This is a genomic window from Nocardia sichangensis, assembly GCF_047200615.1.
In the GTDB taxonomy this organism is placed as follows: domain Bacteria; phylum Actinomycetota; class Actinomycetes; order Mycobacteriales; family Mycobacteriaceae; genus Nocardia; species Nocardia sichangensis.
The window spans coordinates 21,484-42,942 of the sequence record NZ_JBJZOK010000046.1 but is presented as its reverse complement, the minus strand read 5'-3'; the positions used below and the strand labels follow the sequence as shown (position 1 = coordinate 42,942).

General features: G+C 69.5%; 18 protein-coding genes. 10 read left to right on the top strand and 8 right to left on the bottom strand.

The genetic code is table 11. The features are described 5' to 3' along the window. Nucleotides 1-574 precede the first annotated feature (574 nt). The 4 genes from ACL03I_RS36500 to ACL03I_RS36485 form a co-directional block, all read right to left on the bottom strand. The gene (locus ACL03I_RS36500; RefSeq protein ID WP_412808293.1) at nucleotides 575-2,437 is read right to left on the bottom strand and encodes a relaxase/mobilization nuclease domain-containing protein; all 1,863 of its coding nucleotides are present in this window, start codon (nucleotides 2,435-2,437) and stop codon (nucleotides 575-577) included. A 13-nt stretch (nucleotides 2,438-2,450) separates the two neighbouring features. Beyond that, nucleotides 2,451-3,086 (bottom strand): MobC family plasmid mobilization relaxosome protein, encoded by a 636-nt coding sequence (locus ACL03I_RS36495; RefSeq protein WP_412808292.1) that lies wholly within the window; start codon nucleotides 3,084-3,086, stop codon nucleotides 2,451-2,453. Nucleotides 3,087-3,484: 398 nt separating this feature from the next. Then, nucleotides 3,485-5,374, bottom strand: coding sequence for a hypothetical protein (locus ACL03I_RS36490; RefSeq protein ID WP_412808291.1), 1,890 nt, complete (start codon nucleotides 5,372-5,374; stop codon nucleotides 3,485-3,487). Between the two features lie 59 nt (nucleotides 5,375-5,433). Continuing rightward, a complete protein-coding gene (locus ACL03I_RS36485; protein WP_412808290.1) occupies nucleotides 5,434-6,903 on the bottom strand; it encodes a hypothetical protein in 1,470 nt (489 codons plus the stop codon). 390 nt (nucleotides 6,904-7,293) lie between these two features. Here ACL03I_RS36485 and ACL03I_RS36480 point away from each other — a divergent pair, with 390 nt between their 5' ends. Next, a complete protein-coding gene (locus ACL03I_RS36480) occupies nucleotides 7,294-8,013 on the top strand; it encodes a ParA family protein (RefSeq protein WP_397282144.1) in 720 nt (239 codons plus the stop codon). Further along, nucleotides 8,013-8,963, top strand: coding sequence for a ParB/RepB/Spo0J family partition protein (locus ACL03I_RS36475; RefSeq protein ID WP_412808289.1), 951 nt, complete (start codon nucleotides 8,013-8,015; stop codon nucleotides 8,961-8,963). Before ACL03I_RS36480 ends, ACL03I_RS36475 begins: the two co-directional genes overlap by 1 nt. Nucleotides 8,964-8,990: 27 nt before the next feature. Here the strand turns inward: ACL03I_RS36475 and ACL03I_RS36470 are convergent, their stop codons facing one another. From ACL03I_RS36470 to ACL03I_RS36455, 4 genes are all read right to left on the bottom strand, one after another. Then, nucleotides 8,991-10,886, bottom strand: coding sequence for a hypothetical protein (locus ACL03I_RS36470; protein ID WP_412808288.1), 1,896 nt, complete (start codon nucleotides 10,884-10,886; stop codon nucleotides 8,991-8,993). A 200-nt stretch (nucleotides 10,887-11,086) separates the two neighbouring features. After that, nucleotides 11,087-11,293 (bottom strand): hypothetical protein, encoded by a 207-nt coding sequence (locus tag ACL03I_RS36465; RefSeq protein WP_397282138.1) that lies wholly within the window; start codon nucleotides 11,291-11,293, stop codon nucleotides 11,087-11,089. An 82-nt stretch (nucleotides 11,294-11,375) separates the two neighbouring features. Then, nucleotides 11,376-12,209: a class I SAM-dependent methyltransferase gene (locus ACL03I_RS36460; protein ID WP_412808287.1), complete on the bottom strand. Its 834-nt coding sequence runs from the start codon at nucleotides 12,207-12,209 to the stop codon at nucleotides 11,376-11,378. Then, complete coding sequence (locus ACL03I_RS36455; RefSeq protein WP_365335749.1) at nucleotides 12,206-12,946, bottom strand: GntR family transcriptional regulator; 741 nt, start codon at nucleotides 12,944-12,946, stop codon at nucleotides 12,206-12,208. Before ACL03I_RS36455 ends, ACL03I_RS36460 begins: the two co-directional genes overlap by 4 nt. A 194-nt stretch (nucleotides 12,947-13,140) precedes the next feature. Between ACL03I_RS36455 and ACL03I_RS36450 the strand changes: the two genes are divergently transcribed. From ACL03I_RS36450 to ACL03I_RS36415, 8 genes are read left to right on the top strand one after another with little or no spacing between them, the layout of a single operon-like run. Beyond that, a complete protein-coding gene (locus ACL03I_RS36450; protein ID WP_397282135.1) occupies nucleotides 13,141-13,467 on the top strand; it encodes a hypothetical protein in 327 nt (108 codons plus the stop codon). Then, on the top strand, nucleotides 13,464-13,799 hold the full coding sequence (locus tag ACL03I_RS36445) for a hypothetical protein (protein ID WP_397282133.1): 336 nt from the start codon (nucleotides 13,464-13,466) through the stop codon (nucleotides 13,797-13,799). The genes ACL03I_RS36450 and ACL03I_RS36445 overlap by 4 nt, the downstream gene beginning before the upstream one ends. Continuing rightward, nucleotides 13,799-13,999 carry a hypothetical protein gene (locus ACL03I_RS36440; RefSeq protein WP_365335743.1) on the top strand — a complete coding sequence of 67 codons (201 nt, stop codon included), beginning with the start codon at nucleotides 13,799-13,801 and terminating at the stop codon, nucleotides 13,997-13,999. Before ACL03I_RS36445 ends, ACL03I_RS36440 begins: the two co-directional genes overlap by 1 nt. After that, nucleotides 13,996-14,253 (top strand): hypothetical protein, encoded by a 258-nt coding sequence (locus ACL03I_RS36435; protein WP_397282130.1) that lies wholly within the window; start codon nucleotides 13,996-13,998, stop codon nucleotides 14,251-14,253. Before ACL03I_RS36440 ends, ACL03I_RS36435 begins: the two co-directional genes overlap by 4 nt. 3 nt (nucleotides 14,254-14,256) lie before the next feature. Beyond that, nucleotides 14,257-16,263, top strand: a complete 2,007-nt coding sequence (locus ACL03I_RS36430; protein WP_397282128.1) for a type IV secretory system conjugative DNA transfer family protein — start codon at nucleotides 14,257-14,259, stop codon at nucleotides 16,261-16,263. Further along, complete coding sequence (locus ACL03I_RS36425) at nucleotides 16,260-16,820, top strand: DUF4913 domain-containing protein (protein ID WP_412808286.1); 561 nt, start codon at nucleotides 16,260-16,262, stop codon at nucleotides 16,818-16,820. The genes ACL03I_RS36430 and ACL03I_RS36425 overlap by 4 nt, the downstream gene beginning before the upstream one ends. Beyond that, on the top strand, nucleotides 16,783-18,441 hold the full coding sequence (locus tag ACL03I_RS36420) for a hypothetical protein (protein WP_412808285.1): 1,659 nt from the start codon (nucleotides 16,783-16,785) through the stop codon (nucleotides 18,439-18,441). Before ACL03I_RS36425 ends, ACL03I_RS36420 begins: the two co-directional genes overlap by 38 nt. After that, nucleotides 18,438-21,434 (top strand): hypothetical protein, encoded by a 2,997-nt coding sequence (locus ACL03I_RS36415; RefSeq protein WP_412808284.1) that lies wholly within the window; start codon nucleotides 18,438-18,440, stop codon nucleotides 21,432-21,434. Before ACL03I_RS36420 ends, ACL03I_RS36415 begins: the two co-directional genes overlap by 4 nt. Nucleotides 21,435-21,459: the final 25 nt, after the last annotated feature.

The following is a 21,459-nucleotide window of genomic DNA, read 5'->3' as shown; positions in this document are numbered from 1 at the left end:
TCCCGCGACACCGGCTACAGCCTGTAAGTCGTCGGTCGCCCCGCCTAGGCTGCCGCGCCCTCCCTCGCGGGAGGGCTTGCCACACAACCCCAACCGCGACGTAGGTCAGAACGGGATGATCCGGGAGCAAGTTATAGAGATCGATTATCTAAGTGGTGACGACGGTGCGATGCCGACTCCGGTGGCAAGCGAGCGAAGCTCGTGCGGCAGCACCTTCCGAGGCGACCAGCACGCCCCACCGCAGCGTCCGCACCCGCCCGGCGGCCGCCGCCATTCCTCCCCCACTCCTCCCCGAATCCGATGCCACTGTTCGGTGTTTCCGTCCCGGCCCGAACCGGTTTCTCGACCACCCTTGAACCAGGTACGCAGATCGAGGGTGGTCGGGAAATCGGGAGCCTGCGGACGAAGGTGCGGGCCGGGACGGAAACACCGCAGCTCACCGAGCTGCGAGGGGGTGGATTACCCCCTGGATTACCCCCTGGTCTAGGCCCTGGATTACCCCCTGGACCCAAACCCTGCGCTAATCCAGGGGCTGGTCCAGGGGGTAATCCAGCCCCTGGACCAGCCCCACCGGTCAGCGTCCTCGGCCTGTGTCGCGGTTCTGGCTGATGTCGGGGGTGGTGTTGGGGCGCGTGGTCTCCGCCGCCGACCCGGTGACGGCTGAACCCGGGTCGGTGTCGAAGGCGCGGGCGGTGGTGCGCCAGGCGCGGATGTATTCCTCATCGACCCCGGCCGCGCGCATCTGCTCTGCCTGCTGGTCGATGCGTTCCTGCCGAGACATCCCCGAAGTCCGGGACTCGTGTTGCGCGTGCTGGTGCTGACGCTCGCGCAGGACATGCAAGGGCTCCAGCGCTCGGTCGCGCAGTTGCTGGGCGCGAAGGAACTCCTGGCGGGCGGTGTGTGCGTCAGCGATCGCGACGAGCGTGCGCATCAGCTGCTCGACCAGCCGAACCGTCTCCGTTGCTGGGTCGTGCCTGTCGGCGTACTTGGCGAGCTGGATGAGGATCACCGCTACCGCCCCCAACCCGGGCGGCCGCTGCCCCGCGGCGGGCGGGCGCCACCGCAGATGGGCGGGCACCTGTGCCGAGCGGGTCAGCTCTGTCGCCGCGGCAGCGAACACTCCCGGTTTGGATTCCACGCGCCGCGACCAAGCCGCGAACACTCCCGCCGCGCGCCCGGCCGCCCGCGCCCACTCACCGTGATTCTCCGGCGGGATGCTCGCGAGGTAGTCGTTCCAGCGCTGTAGATCCTGGTGCGCCCGTGTCCACAGCTTCGGGTCGTCGAGAGTTTGGGCTTCACGGCCACGCTGCCCGCCGCTGCGGCGGCCGGCCTTCCACGTCTTCAACGCCTCCGTCCGCGCCTCCGGGGAGTCGTCCCACTGATCCCGCAGCGCAGGCAGCGCCAGATCCTTCGACAACAGACCCCCACTGCACCACGGCCCGGTGTGGGTGAGTTCTTCCAGCGTCAACGGCTTTCCGCCGCGCGCCAACCGCGCGGCCTCGGTCTTGCGGTCGGCGGCGATGTCGGCGGGGCTGCGCCACCGCACCGCGTACCCGGTCACCTCCTCGCCGCCCTTGCTGTAGCGGGGGCGCAGCGAGATCCCCGCGTCCCGGACCCGACGCACGAATTCCGCCTCGGTCGCGCTCGCCGACGCCAACGCCCGCACCTCCAGCCGCAGCCTCTCCCGCTCGGTCAGATCCCCACCGGAGCGGTCACGACGTTCGGTCTCCGCCCGCGAGTTCCCGCGCAGCGCGCCGCCGTCCTCACGAGACGCCAGCACCTCCAGCCCGTAACGGTGCTCCAGCAGGTTGACCACCTTCTGAGAGCGCGCGTAATCACCCATCGGCCGCCCCGTGACCGGGTCACGCATGAACGTGTCCACCACGCTGCCGTCCTCACGGATGAGGGACGCCGCGATGTGGATGTGGTCGCCGCCGGAGCGGTCGGCACCCGCACGGCCGTGGCGAACCGCCACCCACCGCACCCCGGCCTGGGTGGGGTCGACGAACCCCATCTCCTTCATGAAGTCTTCCGCGATCGCTTTCCACGTCTCGTCCGACAGATCGCCCTCTTCGGCACGCAACGCCAGCGAGCAGTGCCACACCGGGGCATCCCGCAGCACCCCCTTCTCACCTTTCTCCGGGCGCTCGATCACCTCCACCGCACCGGTGTTCGCGCTCGCGGCGCGGGCCCGCATCCGAGCCCGGGTTCCGTGCAGCTTGCGCGGCAGATCCATCTCCCGCGCGATCTCCAACGCCACATCGCGCGCCGCCCGGTTGGACTCCGGACCGTCGAACCGGCCCAACCACGCCGCGCGCATCACCGACGCCGACCCCGCGACCACATGCCGATCGGTGTGCTCGTTGGCCTTCCCCGGCCCGAGCAGATACACCATCAGCCCGCCGAGCTTGGCGCCGCGATTGATGTTCGGATTCACGACCGCCCCCTCATCACCGTCGCGTCACTTCGCGTGCCAGCTCATCCATCCGCGCCGCGCGCTCCGCCAAGTCGGCCATCAGTGCCCGGTGCTCCGCAAGCACCTCCTCGAACTCCTCGGCCAACGTCCCGGTGATGTTCGCCGCGTGCGCGATCTGATTCAGATTGCCGCCGATCTTCGCCAGGTGCTCCACCCGCACCTCATCCATCGCCCCCGCCGCCGACAACAGCACCCCGGCCAAAGTCTTGCGCTTCGGCCACGGCAGCCACGGCCCCACCTCATCGGCCTCCTCGCCCTCACCAGCGTTGCCGACCTGCTCGGGGCCGCCACCTGTCGGCGTTGAACCCGACCGGCGGCCACGAGTTCGTCGGCGACCGCCGGTCGGGTTCAACGCCGACTCCGCCAGATACCGCGGCACCGTCATATTCGCCTCCGCAGCGGCCTCCACCAGCTTCACCGCATCAGCCGCCGACACCGTCACCCGGAACCGCTTCGCCCCCTCCCCGATGTTCTCCTGACGCTTCCGATTCCGCGTCCGCGCCACCGACTGCATCCGCCGCGTCGACGACACACCTGCATGGGCCGTCGACGCCTCGTGCACGGCCGAATCCGGCCGCTCCGGCACCTGGGTGACCACCTCGGAATCCACCTCTCTCTCCTGGCTCAGCGCAGCGACACCCGGCACCCGGGTGGACCTCGCCCCCGCGAGGTGACCCACACTTATGGCACATAAGTGTTAGCTTGCTCCGCTGGGGCCGCGATTTTGAGCGTACCGGAGCAAGATCGCTCCGACCAGCACCAAACGCGACTCGACAGGGCGTGGCAACCGCTCGCCACCGAGAGGCTCCGCCGACCTGCGAACGGGGGCCTCACGCCGGCCGCGCGCACCTTTCCTCCCCCCACCTCGAGGCTGCTGGAGGGCTGGACCGGTAGGGTCCAGACACGACGCGACCCCGGCGGCTAAGCCCCGCCGGGGTCGCGTCTCTACTTCGGGAACCTGCGTGGAAAGAGTCTTTCCACTGTGCGATTCAGCTGAAGGTCACTGCCTCACTTCCGGAGTTCGATCACGCGGGCGCCAGTGCCTGCGTTGGAGATCCGTGTGTCGGCTTCCAGCCAGTTCTTCACCGAGGCGAATCCGACGTGCAGGTCGCGAGCGATGCGGCTGGCTCCGTGCTCGGGGTTCTCCTCCTGGCGGGTCAGCACCTGAGCGATCTGCTCGACCGAGGAGCGTGCTGCGGTTGCCTTCTTCACCTCGTGCGCCCGCGCCCATACCGACGCCGTGATACCGGCCGGTGGTGCTCCATGCGCCGCGGCGGCGGAGTGCTCCGTAGCGTCGGTCCGAGTGCTACGCGGGGTGCTCCGTTCGGCGCGAGCGTGCTCCGCAGCAACCCTGCGGTGCTCCGTGGGCTGCTCCGCACGGCGCTCCGCCAGAACCGAAGTGCTCCGCAGGGTGCTCCGCACAGCGGGCGTGGTGCTCCGCTGAGTGCTCCGTACGACGGGCGGACTGCTCGGTTCGTGCTCCGCAGACTGCTCCGCAGCAGTCCCCGAGTGCTCCGTAGCAGGGTGCTCCACAACCTGCTCGGCAGGCTCGGTCTCCTCGGTGTCCGGCTGGGCGGCCACCGGTTCTACCAGCGCTTCGATGGGTACGGGCGCGGCTTGCTCGACGTCCGGCTCGACCTCACGAGGAGAAGATTCGGCCTCGGGTGCCGTGGTGCTCCGCTGCTCCGCAAGGTGCTCCGTAGCGTCCGGGGTGCTCCGCAGACTGCTCAGTTCGTGCTCCGCAGAGTGCTCCACAAGGTGCTCCGCAGAGTGCTCCGTAGCAGTGCTCCGCTCGCCCGGCTGCTGCGCAGGGTGCTCCGTAGCGGGCTGCTCCACAACGGTGCTCTGCTCGACGGGCGGGGTGCTCGGTTCGTGCTCCGCAGCAGCAACCATCGGGCGCTGCGTAGCAGGTGCTCCGTTCGGGTGCTCCGTAGCGGTGCTCCGCTCGCCCGGCTGCTCCGCAGGATGCTCGGTGGCCGGCATCTCGATGTCGTCGGCCGTCGCCTCGTGCCGGACGGGTTCGGGCCGCGCGGTGAGGATGTCGGGCAGGATCTGGTTCCCGGCGTCACCGACCTGAGTAAGGGCCACCAGGCGGGCGTGCAGGTCCTCGTGGTCGGGGACTTCGGCGGTGGCTCGTTCGATGGCGTGGCCGTAGCGTTCGGCGACCAGGCGGTGGGTGACCAGGGCGACGCCGATCATGATCGGCGCGACCACGTGCACACCGAAACCGGTCACATCTCCCTCCCGGAGGTAGGGGAAGGTGTTGAGCGCGATGCTCGCGGTCAACAGGACGCCCTCGACGGTGTAGACCTGCCACAGCTTGTCGATGACACCCCACTCGGCGGTGTCGGCGGTCGACAGCATCAACGCGACCAGCACCACACTGATCAGGGCCTCCAGGCCGTAGGACAGCCAGAACATCGGATTGGTGGCGCCGCCGGTCGGGGCGATGTTCTGCTGCACCGTCACCGCGGAGAACAGCATCGAGAACGCGACCACACCGGCCAGAAGCCCCAGTACCCGCGGTTTGCGCTGATGCAGGCGAGCGACTTTGGCGTGCGGGCTGCTGCTGTGGCGCTGCTCCCCGATCGCTTGCGCGGCCCGCAGCAGGTCCGCGGCTTCCCGCTCGGCCAGCTGCGCGGCGGTGCGCCGCACCCGTTCGGCGGCGTCGGCGGCGGCCTGGATCCGCGCACGCTTCTCGTTGCGTTCGTGGTCGCGCACCAGCTCGGCCAACTCGCGGGCGTCGACGAGCTCACGCTCCGACAATGCTTCCAGCAGCGCCGGGTCGTCCTGGTGGGCCAGACGCTCATGGGCGATCTGCACCCGGTCGGGCAGCGCCCCCTCGATCAGGGCGTCCCCATCGGGAGGGGCGGTTCGGGGTTTCGAACGGGAGGACATCAGGGGGAACCTTTCTCGGCGGTGTCGCGGATCGCGGGGTTGGTCGGTGCTTTGGCCCGTCATTTCTGGCCCGGGCGTTTCTGTGTGAGTTCGGATTCCAGGCGGGAGATGGTGTTCTGGGCGGCGGCCAGGGCGCGCTCGAGCGCGTCGGCGCGGGCGTCAGCTGCGGACTGGATGCGGGTGATCTCGGCGGCGTGGTCGCTGCGCAGCTGTTCCCGGTCGGCGCGAGCTTCCGACCGCACCGTAGCCAGATCGGCTCGCACTTCGCTGATTTCGGCCCGAAGCCGCTGCGCATCGGCGTCGGCGTCGGCGGCCGCGCGCTGGGCGGAGGTCGCATCCGCGCGGGCGGCGGCAAGCTCGCCCCGCAGATCCGTGGCCTCGGTTCGGGCGCCGGCCAGCTGGGTGCGCAGATCGGTGAGCTCACCGCGGAGCCGGTCAGCCTCGGTCCGGGCATCGGCCGCGGCCTGCTCGGCGGCGGCCTGGGCGGATTCAGCGCGGTGCCGCGCCGCGACCGCGGCGTCACGAGCGTCGTGAGCCTCGGTGATCTGGACCGCGGCGTCGTGCTCGACCTGATCGACGCGAGCAGCGGCGGCCTGCTCGGCGGCCGCGATCCGCTCCCGTGATTGTGCCTCAACCGCCGCGATGCGCTCGGCAGCTTGCGCGCGAGCTGAGTCGCGGTCGACGATCGCCGCGTCGCGCTGTGCACCGGCCTGCTCTGCCTCACCGCGGGCACGGGCGGCGTCGGCCTCGGCCGCCGCGACCTGCTCATCGGCTTCCGCACGGGCAGCAGCGACCTGCTCGGCAGCCTCGGTGCGGGCGGCCTCGATCTGCGCTACGGCCTCAGCGCGCACGATCTCGACCTGCTCAGCAGCGGAAGCCTCGGCGGCCGCGATGCGCTCCTCCGCGTCGGCACGTGCCTGGTCCCGGGCGGCGATCGCGTCTTCGGCCGCGCCCTCGGCCAGCGCCTTATCTTCGAGCGCGCGGTCACGCTCGCGGCGGGCGCTGATCGCGTCGGCCTCGGCTTCGTCCGCACGGGTATTCGCCACCGCCAGCTCGGCCTCGTGCTCACGGCGGATCTGCGTGACCTCCGCGACCGCCGCATCCGGATCGATCGCGGTCGCGACGATCTCGTGCACCCGGCCGACCAACTCCCCCAGCTGCTCGCGGTGCGCGGTCGTCACCATCTCCACCTGCGCCAGCAGCTCCGACAGCGACGCCCGCGACGACGTCACCGGCCGGGGCGCGTTCGACCGCTCCCGGCGCGGCGCGACCTGACCGGCCGCCGCCAGTTGCAGTTCCCGCCGCCGCTGAAACGCGGTGGTCCGGTCATGGGTGCGGCGCTGACCATCCGGATCCGTATGGGGCTCACCGCAGTAGCTCGCCTGGCGGCCCGGACGCGCCGCCAGCGACACCGCCCGCCCGCACACCTGGAAATCGCCGGTCTCCGCGTCGAGACCGATCGGGAACTTGCACACGCGCTGCTCACCAGCTGCCGACTCGGCGACTGGGGTCTCTGACTGCTCGCTCATACCTCGATTCTACCGCAATTCTGTTACGTATTGTCGTTAAAAACAAATTGTATCGTTTCAATAAAACGTTTTGTCGAAACATATCGAACCTGCTCACGCTGTCAGGACCAGCGGACAGACACTCCGCTCACCGGCCGGGTCGGCGAGCGGTGCGAGCTTGGCGACCAGGGTTTTCGTCGAGAGCGGGGGTGCGGACGTGGGAGAAGCGGCTCATGCGCCGGTGTGGTCGTTCTCTTCGCCGACTACCGCGCGGTATCGTCTCGGCTGAATCGAGCCAGGTGGCGGCCCCTGTCCCGTAGGGAGGCAGGAGATGCTCGCTTCCTATTCGCCGCACCCGCCCCGTGGAAAGAGTCTTTCCACGGGGCGGGGCTTAGCTAGGAGTCACAGCCCATGACGACGGCAGATACCCGCCGAGTCCTGCGAGTCCTGTTCTCGACGTTGAAGGGCGGCCCCGGCAAGACGACCAGCGCGATCCTCACGGCTGTCGCGTTGGTGCGCCGGGGCCGGAAGGTGGTCGTCATTTGCGCCGACACCCGCACGCGCGGCGCGACCGACTGGGTCCAGGAGGCGGAGCGGGTCGGTGACAAGGTCCCGTTCCAGCTCGCGATCTGGCACGAGAGCGACGGGCCGCTGTCGCAATACGCCCGGACGGTCGAGCGTTCGACCGCCGCAGATGTGGTGATCATCGATACCGGTGGTGAGCAGCCGGAGAACTTCACCCACGGCTGCCTGTACGCGGACTGGCTGATCTGCCCGGTCGGCCCGTTCCGCGCCGAGCTGCGGCGACTGGTGCCGACTTATCAGAGCGCGGTCGCGGTCAACGACTCCGGATCTCCGCTCGAGGTCAGCGTCCTGCTGACCCGCTGCCCCGCCGCGCACAAGGGCAAGGCCAAGGAGGCACGCGAAGCGCTCACCTCGAACCTGGTCAGCGACACCGGCGAGCTGGATCCCGACACCCCGTACGCGCTGGGCTTGGATGTGCTGAACACCGAAATCTCGCGCGGAGTCGCCTACGACGAGTTCTACGGCCTCATCCCCGAAGACGTCGGCGAGTACGACGACCTGGCGGAGGAGATCCTCGCCCGCCAGCGCGCGGACGAGGCAGCCTGATGCCCGCGCCGCAGCGACCGAAGAAGAGCCGCAGCGGATCCAGTGGCCTGCCGTCCACGGCCCACAGCGATACCGCGGCGATCGTCTCGGCGGTGCTGACCACCACGCGAGCCGAGCTTCCCGCCGATGGTGCGTCCGCTGCTCCCCCGCCGGCCTCCCAGATGGACGCGCCGCTGGCGGAGTTCGCGCACCGGCCGGACAACCCGCGGTGGGCGCGTGAGTACGACCCGGAAGCCGATCCGGAGCTGGCGGCCTTCGCCGCGACGGTCGACGAGTTCGGCATCCTTCAGGCGGTGACGGTGTGCTCGCGTGAGGCGTGGCTGGAACACCATCCGCACGACAAGTTCGCCGACGAGGTCCGCTACGTCGTCATCATGGGCAACCGCAGGCTCGCCACTGCCCGGCACAAGAAGGTCGACAGGCTGCCGCTGCACCGCAACGACCGGCTAGCCGATCCGAGGCTGAGCAAGGAAAGCGGGATCATCGAGAACTACCACCGCAAGCCCTACGACCCGATCCGCGAGGGCGGCGAGATGGCTGCGGTGCTCGCGATGACCGGCGAGAGCAAGCGAGCCTTCGCCGAGCGGATGGGGATCTCCCACACCCAGGTGAACCAGCGTCTCCAGCTGCTGGACCTGATCCCCGAGTTCCAGGGCATGGTGTCGGACCTGGCGATGCCAGTGCAGAAGGCCCTCAAGATCGCAGTGCTTCCCGCCGAAGCTCAGCGGGCGCTGCTGGAACTTGGCCAGCCCTATGACCCGGCCCGGCTCATCACCGAGCCGGACTCCGGTTCTGCGAGCGGTGCGGAGGATGGAAAGAGTCTTTCCACGACTTCGGCGGTCAAGATTCCCAAGAGCAGCACACCCGACGACGTCGCGCAGGTGCTGCGCGACAAACTCGAGCCTGCTCTTCTCGATGCAGTCCTGCACATCCTCAACCAAGCTTCGTGACGGCACGTCGCCGCAACTAAGTGCGCGTCATTCTGGGGGTCCAGCGGCTATCTGGGCGGCCCAAATCGCCTCGTCCAGGCCAGAGTCCAGGTCCCACGGCGCGAGCTGCACGGTCGGCTCAGCGCCGCCGTCGTGGTCGGCGGGGATCTGGTGGCGCAGCTCGAGCCAGGCGTGCCACTGGGCACGCTGGCGCTGGATCCGGGCGAGGAATTCGGCGCGCACCTCGTGTAGGCCGTGGGCGGCGGCGATGTCGTCGAGTGAGACGGGACCGGGGGAGACGGTGCCGCGGCCGCGTGTGATGAGCCCGGCCTGGGCGAGCACCGCGAGGGTGTCGTAGCCGGTGCTGCGACCGACGCCCGCGGCTGCGAGCACGTCGGCGACGTTGGTGAGGCCGGTGTCGACGACCAGCTGGTAGACCGCGCGGTGGTGCAGTCCGAGCACCTTCCACGCGTCGTGGACCGGCCGCAGCTGCACGCGGTCGGCTGGTACCGGCGCCACGGCCTGGTCCAGCTCCGAGCCGCTGTAGGCAGTGACCAAGCTGTAGCAGTCAGCCTCCCGGTGCACCGCGCGGCGGATCCGCAGGATCGGGCTGCCCGGCCGCTCCCGCAGGTCCGCCAGCACATCAGCGACCGTCCCGACCGACAGCAACCCCGCGAAACCCGCCAGCGCGCGCACACCGACCGCGACCAATGGTGTGCCGTCCCGCCCGGTCTTGCCCGCCACCAGCGCGGCGTAGGCCAGTGCGTCGAGCACCGCGATCACCGTCCACCGATGCTGCTGACCAGGCCAAGTCTGGTGGACCCACGCGTGAGCTGTGGCAAGCCAGCGGGAGTGGGTATCGCTGTGCAGCGGAGCAGATTTCGAGCCGTAGGCACCTTCGGGGGGTGTGAGGTTTCCTGACCTGTGTTCGGGAGACCGGACTAATGAGCTGGCTGTGATCCAACGGGTACAGATGCGCTCCCAGTCAGCGGCTAGCGCCTCGTCGGGGCGGCGGTAATGCGCGTACGCGCCCGCCAGCCCACGCCAGGTGTCATCGCGACGAGCGCGTACGTCATCGAGACTCCAGCCACGTTTTGCGCATGCGGCCAGGACACTGGCACGCGCCTCCGACCGGGAAGGCCAACGGCCATCGGTGGGCATGGCGCCGGTGACCGCGAACGCCTCCACGGCGCCCGGAAGAGGGCTTCTCCAGCACCAGGTGGCGCGCAGCCGCGCCGAGCTGCCCGCGCCCTCCCACAGGTCCGCAGACAGCTCCACAGGGACCGTGGAAGGCTGCTCGGGGGTGGTGTGGTCGGGGCCGACACCCAGGTACTCCCGCAGACGCGCGAGCAGGCCGGGCTCCGCACCCTGGCGCAGCGCAACCGCCGCCTCGTCGACGGCGCCGTCGAGCTCGCGGACCGCGCCGTCGCGGGTCGCCGACCCGGGCGGGGTGATCGCGCCCGTGCGCGGGTTGAGCATCAGGCCGATATCCAGCGTCGGCAATCGTGAGCCCAGCAACCGCATCACGGGCTCGATCTCGTCGCGACTGTGGGTCTCACCGGCAGCGAAGGCCGCGATGACGTGGCGGCCGCGGTTGGCCGGGTTGAGATCGGACACCGGCAGCGCGCCGCATGCGCGCAGCCACGCTTTCGCGTAGGCGACGTCTTGGGCCACCTGCACCGGCCCGCCACGCTTGGAGTCGAAATCCAGCGCCAGCAAACGCGTGCGGCGGGCGGCGTCGTAGACCGGCACCGCGGCCGGGTCAGCCGGCGGGCACCGAGTCAGCCGCCGAGTCGACGACGTGGTGTTCGTGTCGGGATCGATCAGCCGCATCGACGGCCGCGCCGCGATGAGCGGGGCAAGAGTCGCCCAAGCCAGCTCACGAGCCGCATCGGCAGGAGCTGGAACATCGTCGTCAGGTAGCGGGAAGAGTGCAGGTCGCAAATTGTGATCTGCGGCCTCGGCCGTATCACTTGGTTGCGAATTCGCACTCTTGCTACCCTTGTGCACGCTTAGCACAAGCAGCGGATTCCTAGTGGGTATCGGGGTCCAACCGAAGGCCTTCCAGCGCCAACTGGGGGCCTTCACCCGTTTCTGGGGTGGGTGTCACGCCCGCACTAGGGCGAGCGGGTTCTCCGGGCGGGTCAGGCCGGGAGTTTCAAGGCCTCCTGGTGGCTCGGTGGTAGTCCGGGATAGTCGGGGAGTCCGAGCAGTCGCCGTAGCGCTAGCTCGTACACGGCACGCTGGGTCAGGCCGTGCGCTTTCGCCGCTTCCTGGACCGCGTCGACTACATCGCGAGACAGTTGCAGGCCGACGCCTTTGGTCGGCGGTAGCGTGACTGGTCTGGCCATAGCGACCTTTCTAGATGTAATCCGGTCCGGGGCGAAGCCGACACGCCGCAACGTTGTCCACACAAACTGTGTGGACAACGGTCTAAGGCATGCGTGCTCGTAAGGAGAAGTAGAGCGGCAGCTCAATGCCATGGGGCGGAATGAACTCTCGCTGCCCGCGTTGGGTCAAGCTGGGCAGTTGTCTGTCCAGCCAAGGGAACTCGTGAAAGAACTCCAACCGGAGGCCAGCATCCGCGATCGCTGTCAACAGATCGCCTGTGCTGTGCGTCCATAAATACTTCTCACTGGACTCGACGAGTGCCGACGGATCGGCGTAGGACCCCTGCACCGCATGTCGAAAAGGCTCGGATCGGTGCCAATACGGTTGGCTGACACGTACTTCCGGCGTGGACGGATCGAGAGTCTTGGCGACGGGATGCACGTCCGTGAGGTATAGGAACCCGCCTGGAGCGACGAAGCGGCTCACGATCTGCGCCCAGATGGTGAGGTCGGGCAGCCAGCCAAGAATGCCGCGAGAGGCATACACGATGTCCCATTGGCCGGTCAGAACTTCGTCGAGGCGCATCACGTCCGAGACGACGAATTGAGCGTCGACGCCCACGTCACGCGCGAGATCTGTGGCGATCTGGATCGCGACAGAAGAGATATCAACGCCGGTGACACGTGCGCCGCGGCGGGCCCAGGACACCGAATCTGTGCCGATCTGGCATTGCAGGTGTAGCAGGGAGAGGCCGGCGACTTCTCCGATTTCGGCCACCTCGTAGGGCCGTAGCTTGTCAGCTCCGGCCCGGACCGCGTCGAGGTTGTACCAGCTGCCCTGCGCGTGAATGGCGGCCCATTCGTCCCAGAGCGCCTTGTTTGAAGCGATCGCCGCATCTACCGGCGGCTGCCCGGAGTCTGGCACCTGGTGCGTCATTTCGTGACAGTGACCCAGTGACCCGCAGGAATTACGTACTCACCGAATTCCAGTACGGCACCGGACTTCTCAGGCCAGCGGTTTTCACCCAGCAGCACAGGATCGCCCTCGGCGATGCCGAGGTGCTCGGCGATTTCGGCTGTGGCCCGTGCCGCGCATTGGCGGTAGCTGTCGGCGTTGGTGTCCGGAAAGCGTCCGGTCCTCTCCTTGAGCAGGCCAACGGTTCCCTGTCCGCCGGGGATCGGTTGCAAATCCAGCAGCTCTGGGACCGCTTCTGCCAGTTCACCCGGCATCCATGTCACTGACCACGTGACTGGCACGTCGCCGTGCTTAGTCACGCGTTCGCGGCGGACAACTGAATCGCCAGGCTCGATGCCCATCGCGTCAGCGACGTGTTGCGGAGCAGTGGTCAACTCAGCGGAGATGATTTTCGAAGCGCCGTGCGGGTAGATCACCCGGCCCCGTTGTACCGAGCGCAGCCGATCAGCTGGGCTGAAGGTGCCGTTCTCAAGAAACGCCACAATCGTGCCTTGCTTGCTGGTTGAGACCAGCCCATCGGCGGCCAGCTGGCGCATCGCCTTCGCGGCGGTGGTGTAAGCAACCTGCCATTGCTCGGCGATCTCGCGCACGCTCGGCATGCGCTCACCCTCGCGTAGATCACCGCTGGTGATCGCATCGCGGTAGTGAGCCACGAGCTGCATGTAGACCGGCTCGGGCCTCTGCAGATGCGGAGTCACAACGACCTCCTTGTCTAGGTATCGATCCAGCCCAGGCTAACACTCGTGTGCGCGTGTGCGCGCTATGGATCACAGCGTCGCACAACTCGTCTTTTTCCCTTCGTGTGCGCCCTTGTGCGTGATAGCGATCACGGTCATACTCAATCGTGTGCGCGACGCGCACACAGCGCGCACACGAATGAGTAGGAGGCCTGATGGTTGTTCGGCGAGAGGGGCAGTGGTTGACCGCGACGCGGTCGGACCACGTCGCCTACGAGATGTCGGAGGGGGTGTTCCGGCTTTCGTTCGCGCCGGATCGCCTGGTCAACGGAGTGCAGGCGGTGGCCGGTCTCACGCTGGCCGAAATCGTGGCCGAGTGGGACCAGTTGCTGTGGGTCGATAGCCCGAACACCGCGATGGTGTGGAAGCTGCTGGCCGGTCAGGCGCGGCCGCTGGGGCTGGATGTGTTGGACGCGGTGATCCGCTGCATGCAATCGGAGTGGCCGACCACGGCGGCCGAGTGGGCGGTGTGGTCGCGATGAACGCTACGCAGCTGCTCGCGCGGGCGGTGTCGGCTCCTGCGGTGGCGACGGTGCATGTGGGTCGGCACGTGATGTCCAGCGAGCAGACCGGCCACATGGCCCGCTATGCCGGTAACGGTCGATGGACCGTGGACTACCTGCCGGGTCGTCAGCTGACCAAGGATCAGGCGCTCGCGGCGATGAAGGTCGCGGCAGTGAACTCCGCGACAGGCCAGGAGCGTGAGATCGGCCGGTGGGCCGCCGCGCTGGGACTGACCACAGCGGAAGCGGTCGGCTTGGCGGCGATGCGGGCTGGTGCTGCGGCGGAGCGGGCGATGGGGCTGGACCGGTGATGCGTTCCGGGATCGGCCACATGGTCGGCGCTTTCGCGACGGTGCTGACGGTCGCGGTGCTGACGCTGCTGCTGGTCGTGGCCGCGTTCCCCGGCCATGACGGTTCGGCACCGGCGACGCCGCGCCCGCTGGGCCCGTGTGAGCCGTTCTGCAGTCTGCGCACCACCACCTCGGCGGTTCCGGACGGGGGTGCGCAGTGACGAACACCGAAACGGCCACGAGTGTGCGGGTTTTCCAGCTGCACCGCGACGTCGACGTGACCGGGTTCTCCGGCACGGGTGTGGTCGCTGACGGCGTGATCTGGCCCGACGGCGCGGTGTCGATGCGCTGGCGCGGCGCGGTCCGCACGACCGTCGAGGCGGCCTGCCTTGAGGACATCCAAACCATTCACGGCCACGACGGCGCGACTCGCGTCGTCGTCGGCCGCTTTTTCGACGTGGAAAGGCAGGGCTGATCAGTGGATCGCCGCATCAAGGACCCGGCGCAAGGCGCGGGCGCCGCAGGGGAGTGGAAGGAACTCATCGCGGTCTCCGCGATCGGCACCACGTCGTTGGGGGCGTCGCTGTCGCTGCGGATGGCGCCGTTCTTCGGTGGCCCCGAACAGGACGTTCCGTGGAATCCGCTGTCGCTGGCCGCGCACATGACGGTGATGGGCGATGTGGTGTGGTCGGGTGCGGCGACGGCGTCGGCGTGCTGCCTGGTCGGCGGATCGTTTGCGGCGCTGGGCTTCACGGCGGTGTGCACCCGATTGGTGCGCACGAAGAGCTGGCAGCGCATCGGCAGCGGCAGTGGCCGGCGGCCGAAGCTTGAGCGGCTGCCGATCGATGACCGCGCCCGCTTCATGGGCCGCGGTGCCGCGTTGGCCCCGTTGATGGCTCGCGCCGCCTCGGATGCCGCCAAGCGGCTGAAGGTGGCCTTCCCCAACGCGGAAGCTGCTGCCAAGCAGCGGATCCCGTCCCGGCCTGGGGTGGCGATCGGTGTGTCGATCGAGGGTCGGCAGTGGCTGTTCGGGTCGTTCGAAGACCTCCACGTCGACATCTGGGGACCCCGTCAGGGCAAGTCGACCAGCCGCGTAATTCCGGCGGTGCTGGAGGCAGCGGGCACGGTGATCACGACCAGCAACAAGAACGACGTGGTCACCGCGACGCGCAAGATGCGCGAGGAGATCGGCGACTGTTTCGTGTTCGACCCCCAGCGCATCAACGGTGCGACGGAGCCGTTCAGCTGGGACCCGCTGTCGTATGTGATCCCGCCCGAGCAGCGCCCGGACCTGCCGAAACCGTCTGCCGGACTGCATGTCGTCGAGGACGGCCCGGTGTTCGTCGATGAGCCCCAGGGCATCGGTGACCGCGACGCGGAGCCGCAGCTGGTGTGGGGTGCCGAGGAGCGCGCCGCGCGGCTGGCGGGTCATTTCGCCGACGGCGACGACGGCCAGGACGCCAAGCGCGATGCGTTCTTCGACCCGGCTGGTGAGGATCTGCTGGCGCAGCTGCTGCTGGCGGCGGCGCTGTCGGATCGCCCGATCTCGCAGGTGTGGGAGTGGCTGACCGCCGAGACCAACACCGAACCCGCCCGGATCCTCGACCTCGCGGGCCACCACATGGCCGCCAAGGGTCTGTTCGCGATGTACAACGAGGACCCCAAGCAGCGCTCGGGTGTGTTCGGCACCGCCCGGAAGATGGCGCGGATCATCAAGTCCCCGGATCTGCGGCCGTGGATCGAGCACGGCGAGGGTCGGCGGCGCTTCGATCACCGCTCGTTCGCGTGGTCGGACTCCAACACGCTCTATCTGCTGAGTATGGAGGGCGCCGGGTCGGCGGGGCCGATTCTCAACGCCTTGACCGCCGCGGTGCTGGAGGCGTCCGTGCAGCGCGGTGTCGCCCACGGTGGCCGGTTGCCGACGCCGGTGACCGCGGTGCTGGACGAGGCCGCCAACGTGGTGCGCTGGCGGGATCTGCCGAAGCTCTACAGCCACTACGGATCACGCGGAATCGTCGTGCTGACGGTGTTGCAGTCCTGGGCTCAGGGCGAGCGCTGCTGGGGCCCCGGCGGCATGAAGGCGCTGTGGGGCGCGGCGAACGTGCGCGTGCTCGGCTCCGGCCTGGACGACGTGCCGTTCCTGCGGGAGCGCGCCGAAGCGGTCGGTTCCCACCACGAGCTGACCGGCTCGGTGTCGACCTCCAGCTCCGGTCGCAGTGTGTCGCGCAGCCTCACCGAGCGCCAGACCCTCACCGTCTCCGACATTCAGGCGCTGCCGCGCGGCCGGATGGTCGTGTTCGGCAGCGGTTTCCCCGCCACCTTGTGCGCGACGGTCCCGTTCTGGGATCGCCCCTACGGCGCTCGGGTGAAGGCCGACATCAAGGCCGCTGCCGCTGAGACCGCAAAGGCTGCGGCAGCGCTTTTTCCCGTCCAGCTGCCGCCGGTGCTCGGCGGCGACGAGCAGCGAGAGGAGGGAGCGGCGTGAGCCAGTTCCCCGACGACGGCGAGGACCTGTTCAAGCAGCAGGTCCTGGCGAAGGTCGACGAGATGGAAGCCGCCGACCCCGCCCCGACCGGGCAGGGCGGTCAAGGCGGGGAGGAGCCGCCGCAGCCGTGCTTCCCCAACTACATCGAGTGGGTCACTCATTGGCTGGCCCCGACGTACGCGCGGCACGTGGATGACGACGTCACCTCCAACGCGTGGTGCCCCTGGTACCTCAAGCACCCGGAGGCGACCTCGACGTTCGAGGCGATGTGGCGGGCGTGGGAGCACTACCGCCTCGACGGCAAGACCGGCATCTCGGTGTGGTGGCGCGATCACTGCCACCCGCACATGACCCGGCTCATGGACCCCGCCGGGCCTTTCAAGTTCTGCTCCGTCAAAGGCCACTTCATCAACGGCCAACTCAAGCCGCTGCCGCTGGCGTCGCCCGGCGCGGTCCTGTCGTCCCCGGCCTTCACCGAGGCCGGGGCTGTCTCCACCACAACAACCGGGAGGACAACCCATGTCGGACGCCTTTTCGCCCGCCTCACAGGCCGCTGACGCCATGTCGTCGCTGCGGAGTCGGGCTGAGCTGATCGACGCCATCCACGACCTGTCGCGGCGAACCCGCCACGCGATCGACGACGCTGCGCTCGGGTTGGGCGAGCAGATCCTCGCCGCGGTGCGGGCCGGTCAGGTGCTGCACGCCGATGAGGCCGCTCGCGCCGAGGTCGTGGTCACCGAGCTGCTCGACGGCGCGGATTCGGCCTACGCCTGGGAGCGGGTCGCCGATGCCGAGCTGTACGAGGCGTGGATGAGCGCGCAAGCCGAGAACCCCGCCGCCGATCCCGGCGCGTGGGTCGAGGCCTTCGCCCCCACCACGGATTTCCCCGACGCGATCTGGCTGCGGCCGGTTCAGGCCAGTGGTCACGACTTCGCGCTGACCCGAGAGGCGTTGCGCGCCACGGTCGCTGAGCTGGTCGAGCACGTCGGCACCGACCCCGACCAGGCCGACGGTGGTGCGGCGCGGTGGGAAAGCCAGCTGCGGGAGATGGCCGACGCGGTCGTGTCCACGATCCGCACCAGTGACGTCGTCACCGCCGGTGAGGCGGCGCGGCTGGATCGGCTGGTCGCGGCGGCGGTGAACTTCGAAGACGTGCGGGGGCTGGCGGGGGAGGACACCTGGCAGCTGGCCACCGACCCCGACGCCTACCAGACGTGGCTGACCTCGCGGGCCACGCGGATCGTGGGGCATTTGACCAGCGACCGCAGCGGCTGGACCAACGAGCGAGGTGAGTTCGTCGACGCCGCCGGGCTGCGCCCGTTCCGTCCCGACAGCCTGCACCCGGGCGACTACCAGCTGCTGGACCGCACCGGGGTGGAGCAGGCCTTCGCCCAACTGTGCAGCGCGGCTGACCCGTTCATGGAGCAGACGCTGCTCACCCGGCCGCGTGATCTGCTCGACCGCGGGGAGCTGCGGTTCGTGGAAGCGGCGGAGGCGATCCTGGTCACCGCCCGCGCCACCGACGTACTGACCGTCTCGGAGGCCGGCCGCGCCGAGCGGGTGGTCGCCAGCCTGGCCTCGGGCGAGTACGACGCCGCTCTCGTGCGCGACAACCGCGCCTGGCAGGTGGTCACCGACCCGAACGCCTACCGGGAGTGGGTGAGCACCCGCAACTGCACCGTCGAGGCCGCGGCAGCCCGGGAGGGCGACGTCGAGGCGGTCGAGCGGGACGTGATGGCCGAGCAGATCACCGCGCTGCGCGGCGAAGCGATCACCCACACCGGATCGGCGGCCGACCGGCCTGCGGCGGAGCGGGACTCGCGGCAGCAGGCGGAGGTGGCGATCGCGGCCGGGTGGATCATCGAGAACCCCGCTCTGGCGCCGCAGTTGCTGGCGGGTGAGGACCGCGACGAGTTGGTCACCGCGATCGTCGAAACCGCGCACATGCAGCTGCGGGAGTGGCAGAGCCTGCGCCAGGACTACACCGACCTCCGTCAGGAACTCGCGCAGTTGCGTGCCACGGTCGGCCGGTCCGCTTTCCAGCCGCCCAGCCACGGTGTAGCGCTGGAGTTCCCGGTGCCGGTGAACACCCAGGCCGTGGAGCCCTCGCAGCCGTGGTGGCGCCCGTTGACGCAGGCGCTCGGCGGCGGGCGAAGCGATCGCGGGGCGTCCCGGTGAGCAAGCCGGACCCGAAGACGACGGCCGCGGCTGCGCGGCCGTCGTTCGATCGCATCACCGCAGCCCTGGACGCTCACGCCGTCGCGAACGGCCGCAAGCCTGGTCCCGCATCGTCGTACGGGGAGTGGACCAAGTACCGGTGCCCGTCGCATGACGACCACAACCCCAGCCTCGGGCTGATCTACGACCCGGACAAGCGCAAGACCGTCGTGCGGTGCTTCACCGGCGAGTGCACCGACGAGGAAGTCCTGCACGCCGTCGGCCTGGGTGTGCGGGACTTGTTCGACGCCCCGCGCCGCGGCTTCAGCCACCGCTCCCCCAAGCCGGGGCAGGCTCGCCAGGCCGGTGAGTCCCGCCAGACCGGGCAGCGGGAGAACCGGCAGCAGGGGCAGGGCCGCGAGGGCGGCAATGTCATCCCGTTCCAGTCGCGTCGTGACCGGCTGGGGAAGGTGACCGGCCCGCGCCGCCAAGCCGCGATCTACAGCTACACCGATGAGCGGGGCAACCCGCTGGGTGAGGTTGTGCGGATCCATATCCCGCACGAGAACGGCATCGAAAAGCAGTTCCGGCAGCGCAAATGCGACGCCGGGGGCCGCTGGTCCGGCGGTGGGTTCGCGCCGGTGCTCTACCAGCTGCCCGAGGTGCGCCAGGGCGTCGCCGACGGCGAAACGATCTGGCTGGTCGAGGGCGAGAAAGACGCCGACCGCGCCCGCGCCGCGGGCCTGGTCGCGACCTGCAACGCGATGGGAGCCGGGAGCTTCCGCCGCGAGCACGCCCACCAGCTGCGCGGCGCCGCGCGGGTGGTGATCGTGGCCGACAAGGACACCGCCGGGTACCGGCACGCCGCCCAGGTCGCGCAGATGCTGACCGGCCGCGTGCAGGAGCTGCTCGTCGTGGAGGCCGCGACCGGCAAGGACCTCTCCGAGCACATCGACGCCGGGCACGGCGTGGAGCTGGACGAGTTCGTCCGCGTCGATGCCTCCGTCCTGGCGGGCGCGCTCAACGCACCGCCCGCCGGCCACCTCCACCACGCCCAACCACAGCGGGCAGAGCCGCAACGCCAGCACGCCACCGCACCCGACCCAAGCCCCGCTTCGGAACTTCCCGAGCCGGGCCCCGACTACGAGCACGAGCCGCCGCCGGATCCGGCCGACGACGACATCACCCCTGAGGAGGAAACCCCTGTGAGCGAACACCACGCCGCAGACATCGACCACGCCGCCCGCGAGATGGCCTCATTCACGCGGATGTTGCTGAGCATGATGACCCAGTGGGCGCAGGCCACCGCTGCCCGCCGGATGCGCGAGATGGAGGTGGCGGCACGTCAGGCCGCCGCCGACGCGGAGCTGGCCGCGCAGCGGTTCGAAGCCGAACGCAAGGCGATGCACGCCTCCCTCGATGGCGCCGGGTCGGACAACTGGTGGAAGACCGCCAGCGCCGACGACGTCGTCGAAGCCTGGTATGAGGCCGTCTCTTGGAGCGTGGACGACGCGAAAGCCGAACAGGTCCGCCAGAGCCTGGCGGCCGGGCTGCGCGACCGCTGGAACGTCGACGTCGACGAACTGTCGCGTGGCGGCGACGAGGACGCGGTCGAGCGGATGGTGCACAACGCCTACTCTGACCGTGCGTCGATGAATCGGGCCAGGCTGGCGCAGAAGTACGCGATCAACGCCACCGCCGAAATCCCCACGCTCAACCCCGATCAGCGCCAGGGCGTGTACGCCGCGATCGAGGAGTACACGCAGGCGGCGGCGAAATCGCTGGGCATGCGCCGCAGCTCGACCCCACCCGCGCCGGGTGTGGAGTCCACGCAGGAGGCCGCTCGGGCGCGGGTGCGGTTCCTGCTCGCCGAGGCCGACCAGGCCGCCCAGGACAAGGTGCTGTTCGCGCTGGACTACCTGACCGCCGACCCGCGCGCGGGGATCGGGCAGGCCAACTGGGGTGCCGACGCCGACACCCGCGCGAAGATGGACGCCGCGCTGATGGAGTACCAGGCCCGTCTGGCGCGCGGCGCCGACACCAGCCAGGTCGTCTCCGAGCTGACCCGTCTGGTCGCTGATCTGCCCGAAGCCGACCGCGACACCGCCCGCGCTCGCGGCAAGGCGATCAAAGCCGCACCCGGGCACGAGTTCCCGCCGTTGTGGCCGGACGCGGTCGACAAGGACCAGCTGGGGCAGAAGATCACCGACTACGTGCGGGTGGCTCGTTCCCAGATCGAGGCCGACCAGAATAAGGCCGCCAAGCTGCGCGCGGAGATCGAGGCCGCCGCCAAGGCCAAAGGCTCCGGATTGGCCCCGATCGAACGCGACGCCATCAAGCTCGCGTTGGCCGACGCTGACGCGCCCGGCACCGGCCCGGAAGCGAAAACCGTGTGGGCGGACAAGGAATCCGAATACCGGATCCGCCGCACCGAGGCCCGCGCCGAAGCGCAGCGTCGCGCCGAGGAGACCCGCGCGGCGGTCGTGGCGGCGCTCGCCGCGGCGGGGCATCAGGTCGAGGACGGTCAGGCCAAGGCCTACGAGCCGGTATGGAGCGCGGTCAACCGGTTGACGCGTGACACCACCGACGCGTTCGTCAACGGTGACGCTCAGCCCGATGCGCTGGCCGCCCACCGGCGTGCGCTGTCGGATGCGCTGGACCAGGCCGGGGTCACCGACCGCGATGCGCGTCAGCAGATCACCGCGGTCACCCGCCGGTTGGAGACCGAGGCGATCACCGCGGCCGCGACCGTGCGGCGGCAGAAGACCGATCAGGCCAAGACGCGGGCGACTGTCCCGGGGTGGGACAGTCAGTCGCGCCGGGAGCAGTTGGTGGATGAGCTGACCGCGCTCGGTGTCGACCGCGAATCCGCCACCGCGCTGCTGCTGGCCGACCTCGCCCAAGCCCGCCCTGGCGGCGCGGCCACCGCCCCCGGTGAGGCGCCCAAAGCGCGGCGCACCGCCCAAGGCTCGGGTGTGGACCTCGGACGCAAACGCGGCCAAGGACGGTCGTGAAGCCGCAGGGCTCGCGTCGTTGAAC

Coding starts and splice junctions, on each gene's coding strand:
- ACL03I_RS36490 (WP_412808291.1), bottom strand. CDS start 5,374: ATGTCCTCCCGTTCGAAACCCCGAACCGCCCCTCCCGATGGGGACGCC.
- ACL03I_RS36485 (WP_412808290.1), bottom strand. CDS start 6,903: ATGAGCGAGCAGTCAGAGACCCCAGTCGCCGAGTCGGCAGCTGGTGAG.
- ACL03I_RS36480 (WP_397282144.1), top strand. CDS start 7,294: ATGACGACGGCAGATACCCGCCGAGTCCTGCGAGTCCTGTTCTCGACG.
- ACL03I_RS36475 (WP_412808289.1), top strand. CDS start 8,013: ATGCCCGCGCCGCAGCGACCGAAGAAGAGCCGCAGCGGATCCAGTGGC.
- ACL03I_RS36465 (WP_397282138.1), bottom strand. CDS start 11,293: ATGGCCAGACCAGTCACGCTACCGCCGACCAAAGGCGTCGGCCTGCAA.
- ACL03I_RS36460 (WP_412808287.1), bottom strand. CDS start 12,209: ATGACGCACCAGGTGCCAGACTCCGGGCAGCCGCCGGTAGATGCGGCG.
- ACL03I_RS36450 (WP_397282135.1), top strand. CDS start 13,141: ATGGTTGTTCGGCGAGAGGGGCAGTGGTTGACCGCGACGCGGTCGGAC.
- ACL03I_RS36445 (WP_397282133.1), top strand. CDS start 13,464: ATGAACGCTACGCAGCTGCTCGCGCGGGCGGTGTCGGCTCCTGCGGTG.
- ACL03I_RS36440 (WP_365335743.1), top strand. CDS start 13,799: ATGCGTTCCGGGATCGGCCACATGGTCGGCGCTTTCGCGACGGTGCTG.
- ACL03I_RS36420 (WP_412808285.1), top strand. CDS start 16,783: ATGTCGGACGCCTTTTCGCCCGCCTCACAGGCCGCTGACGCCATGTCG.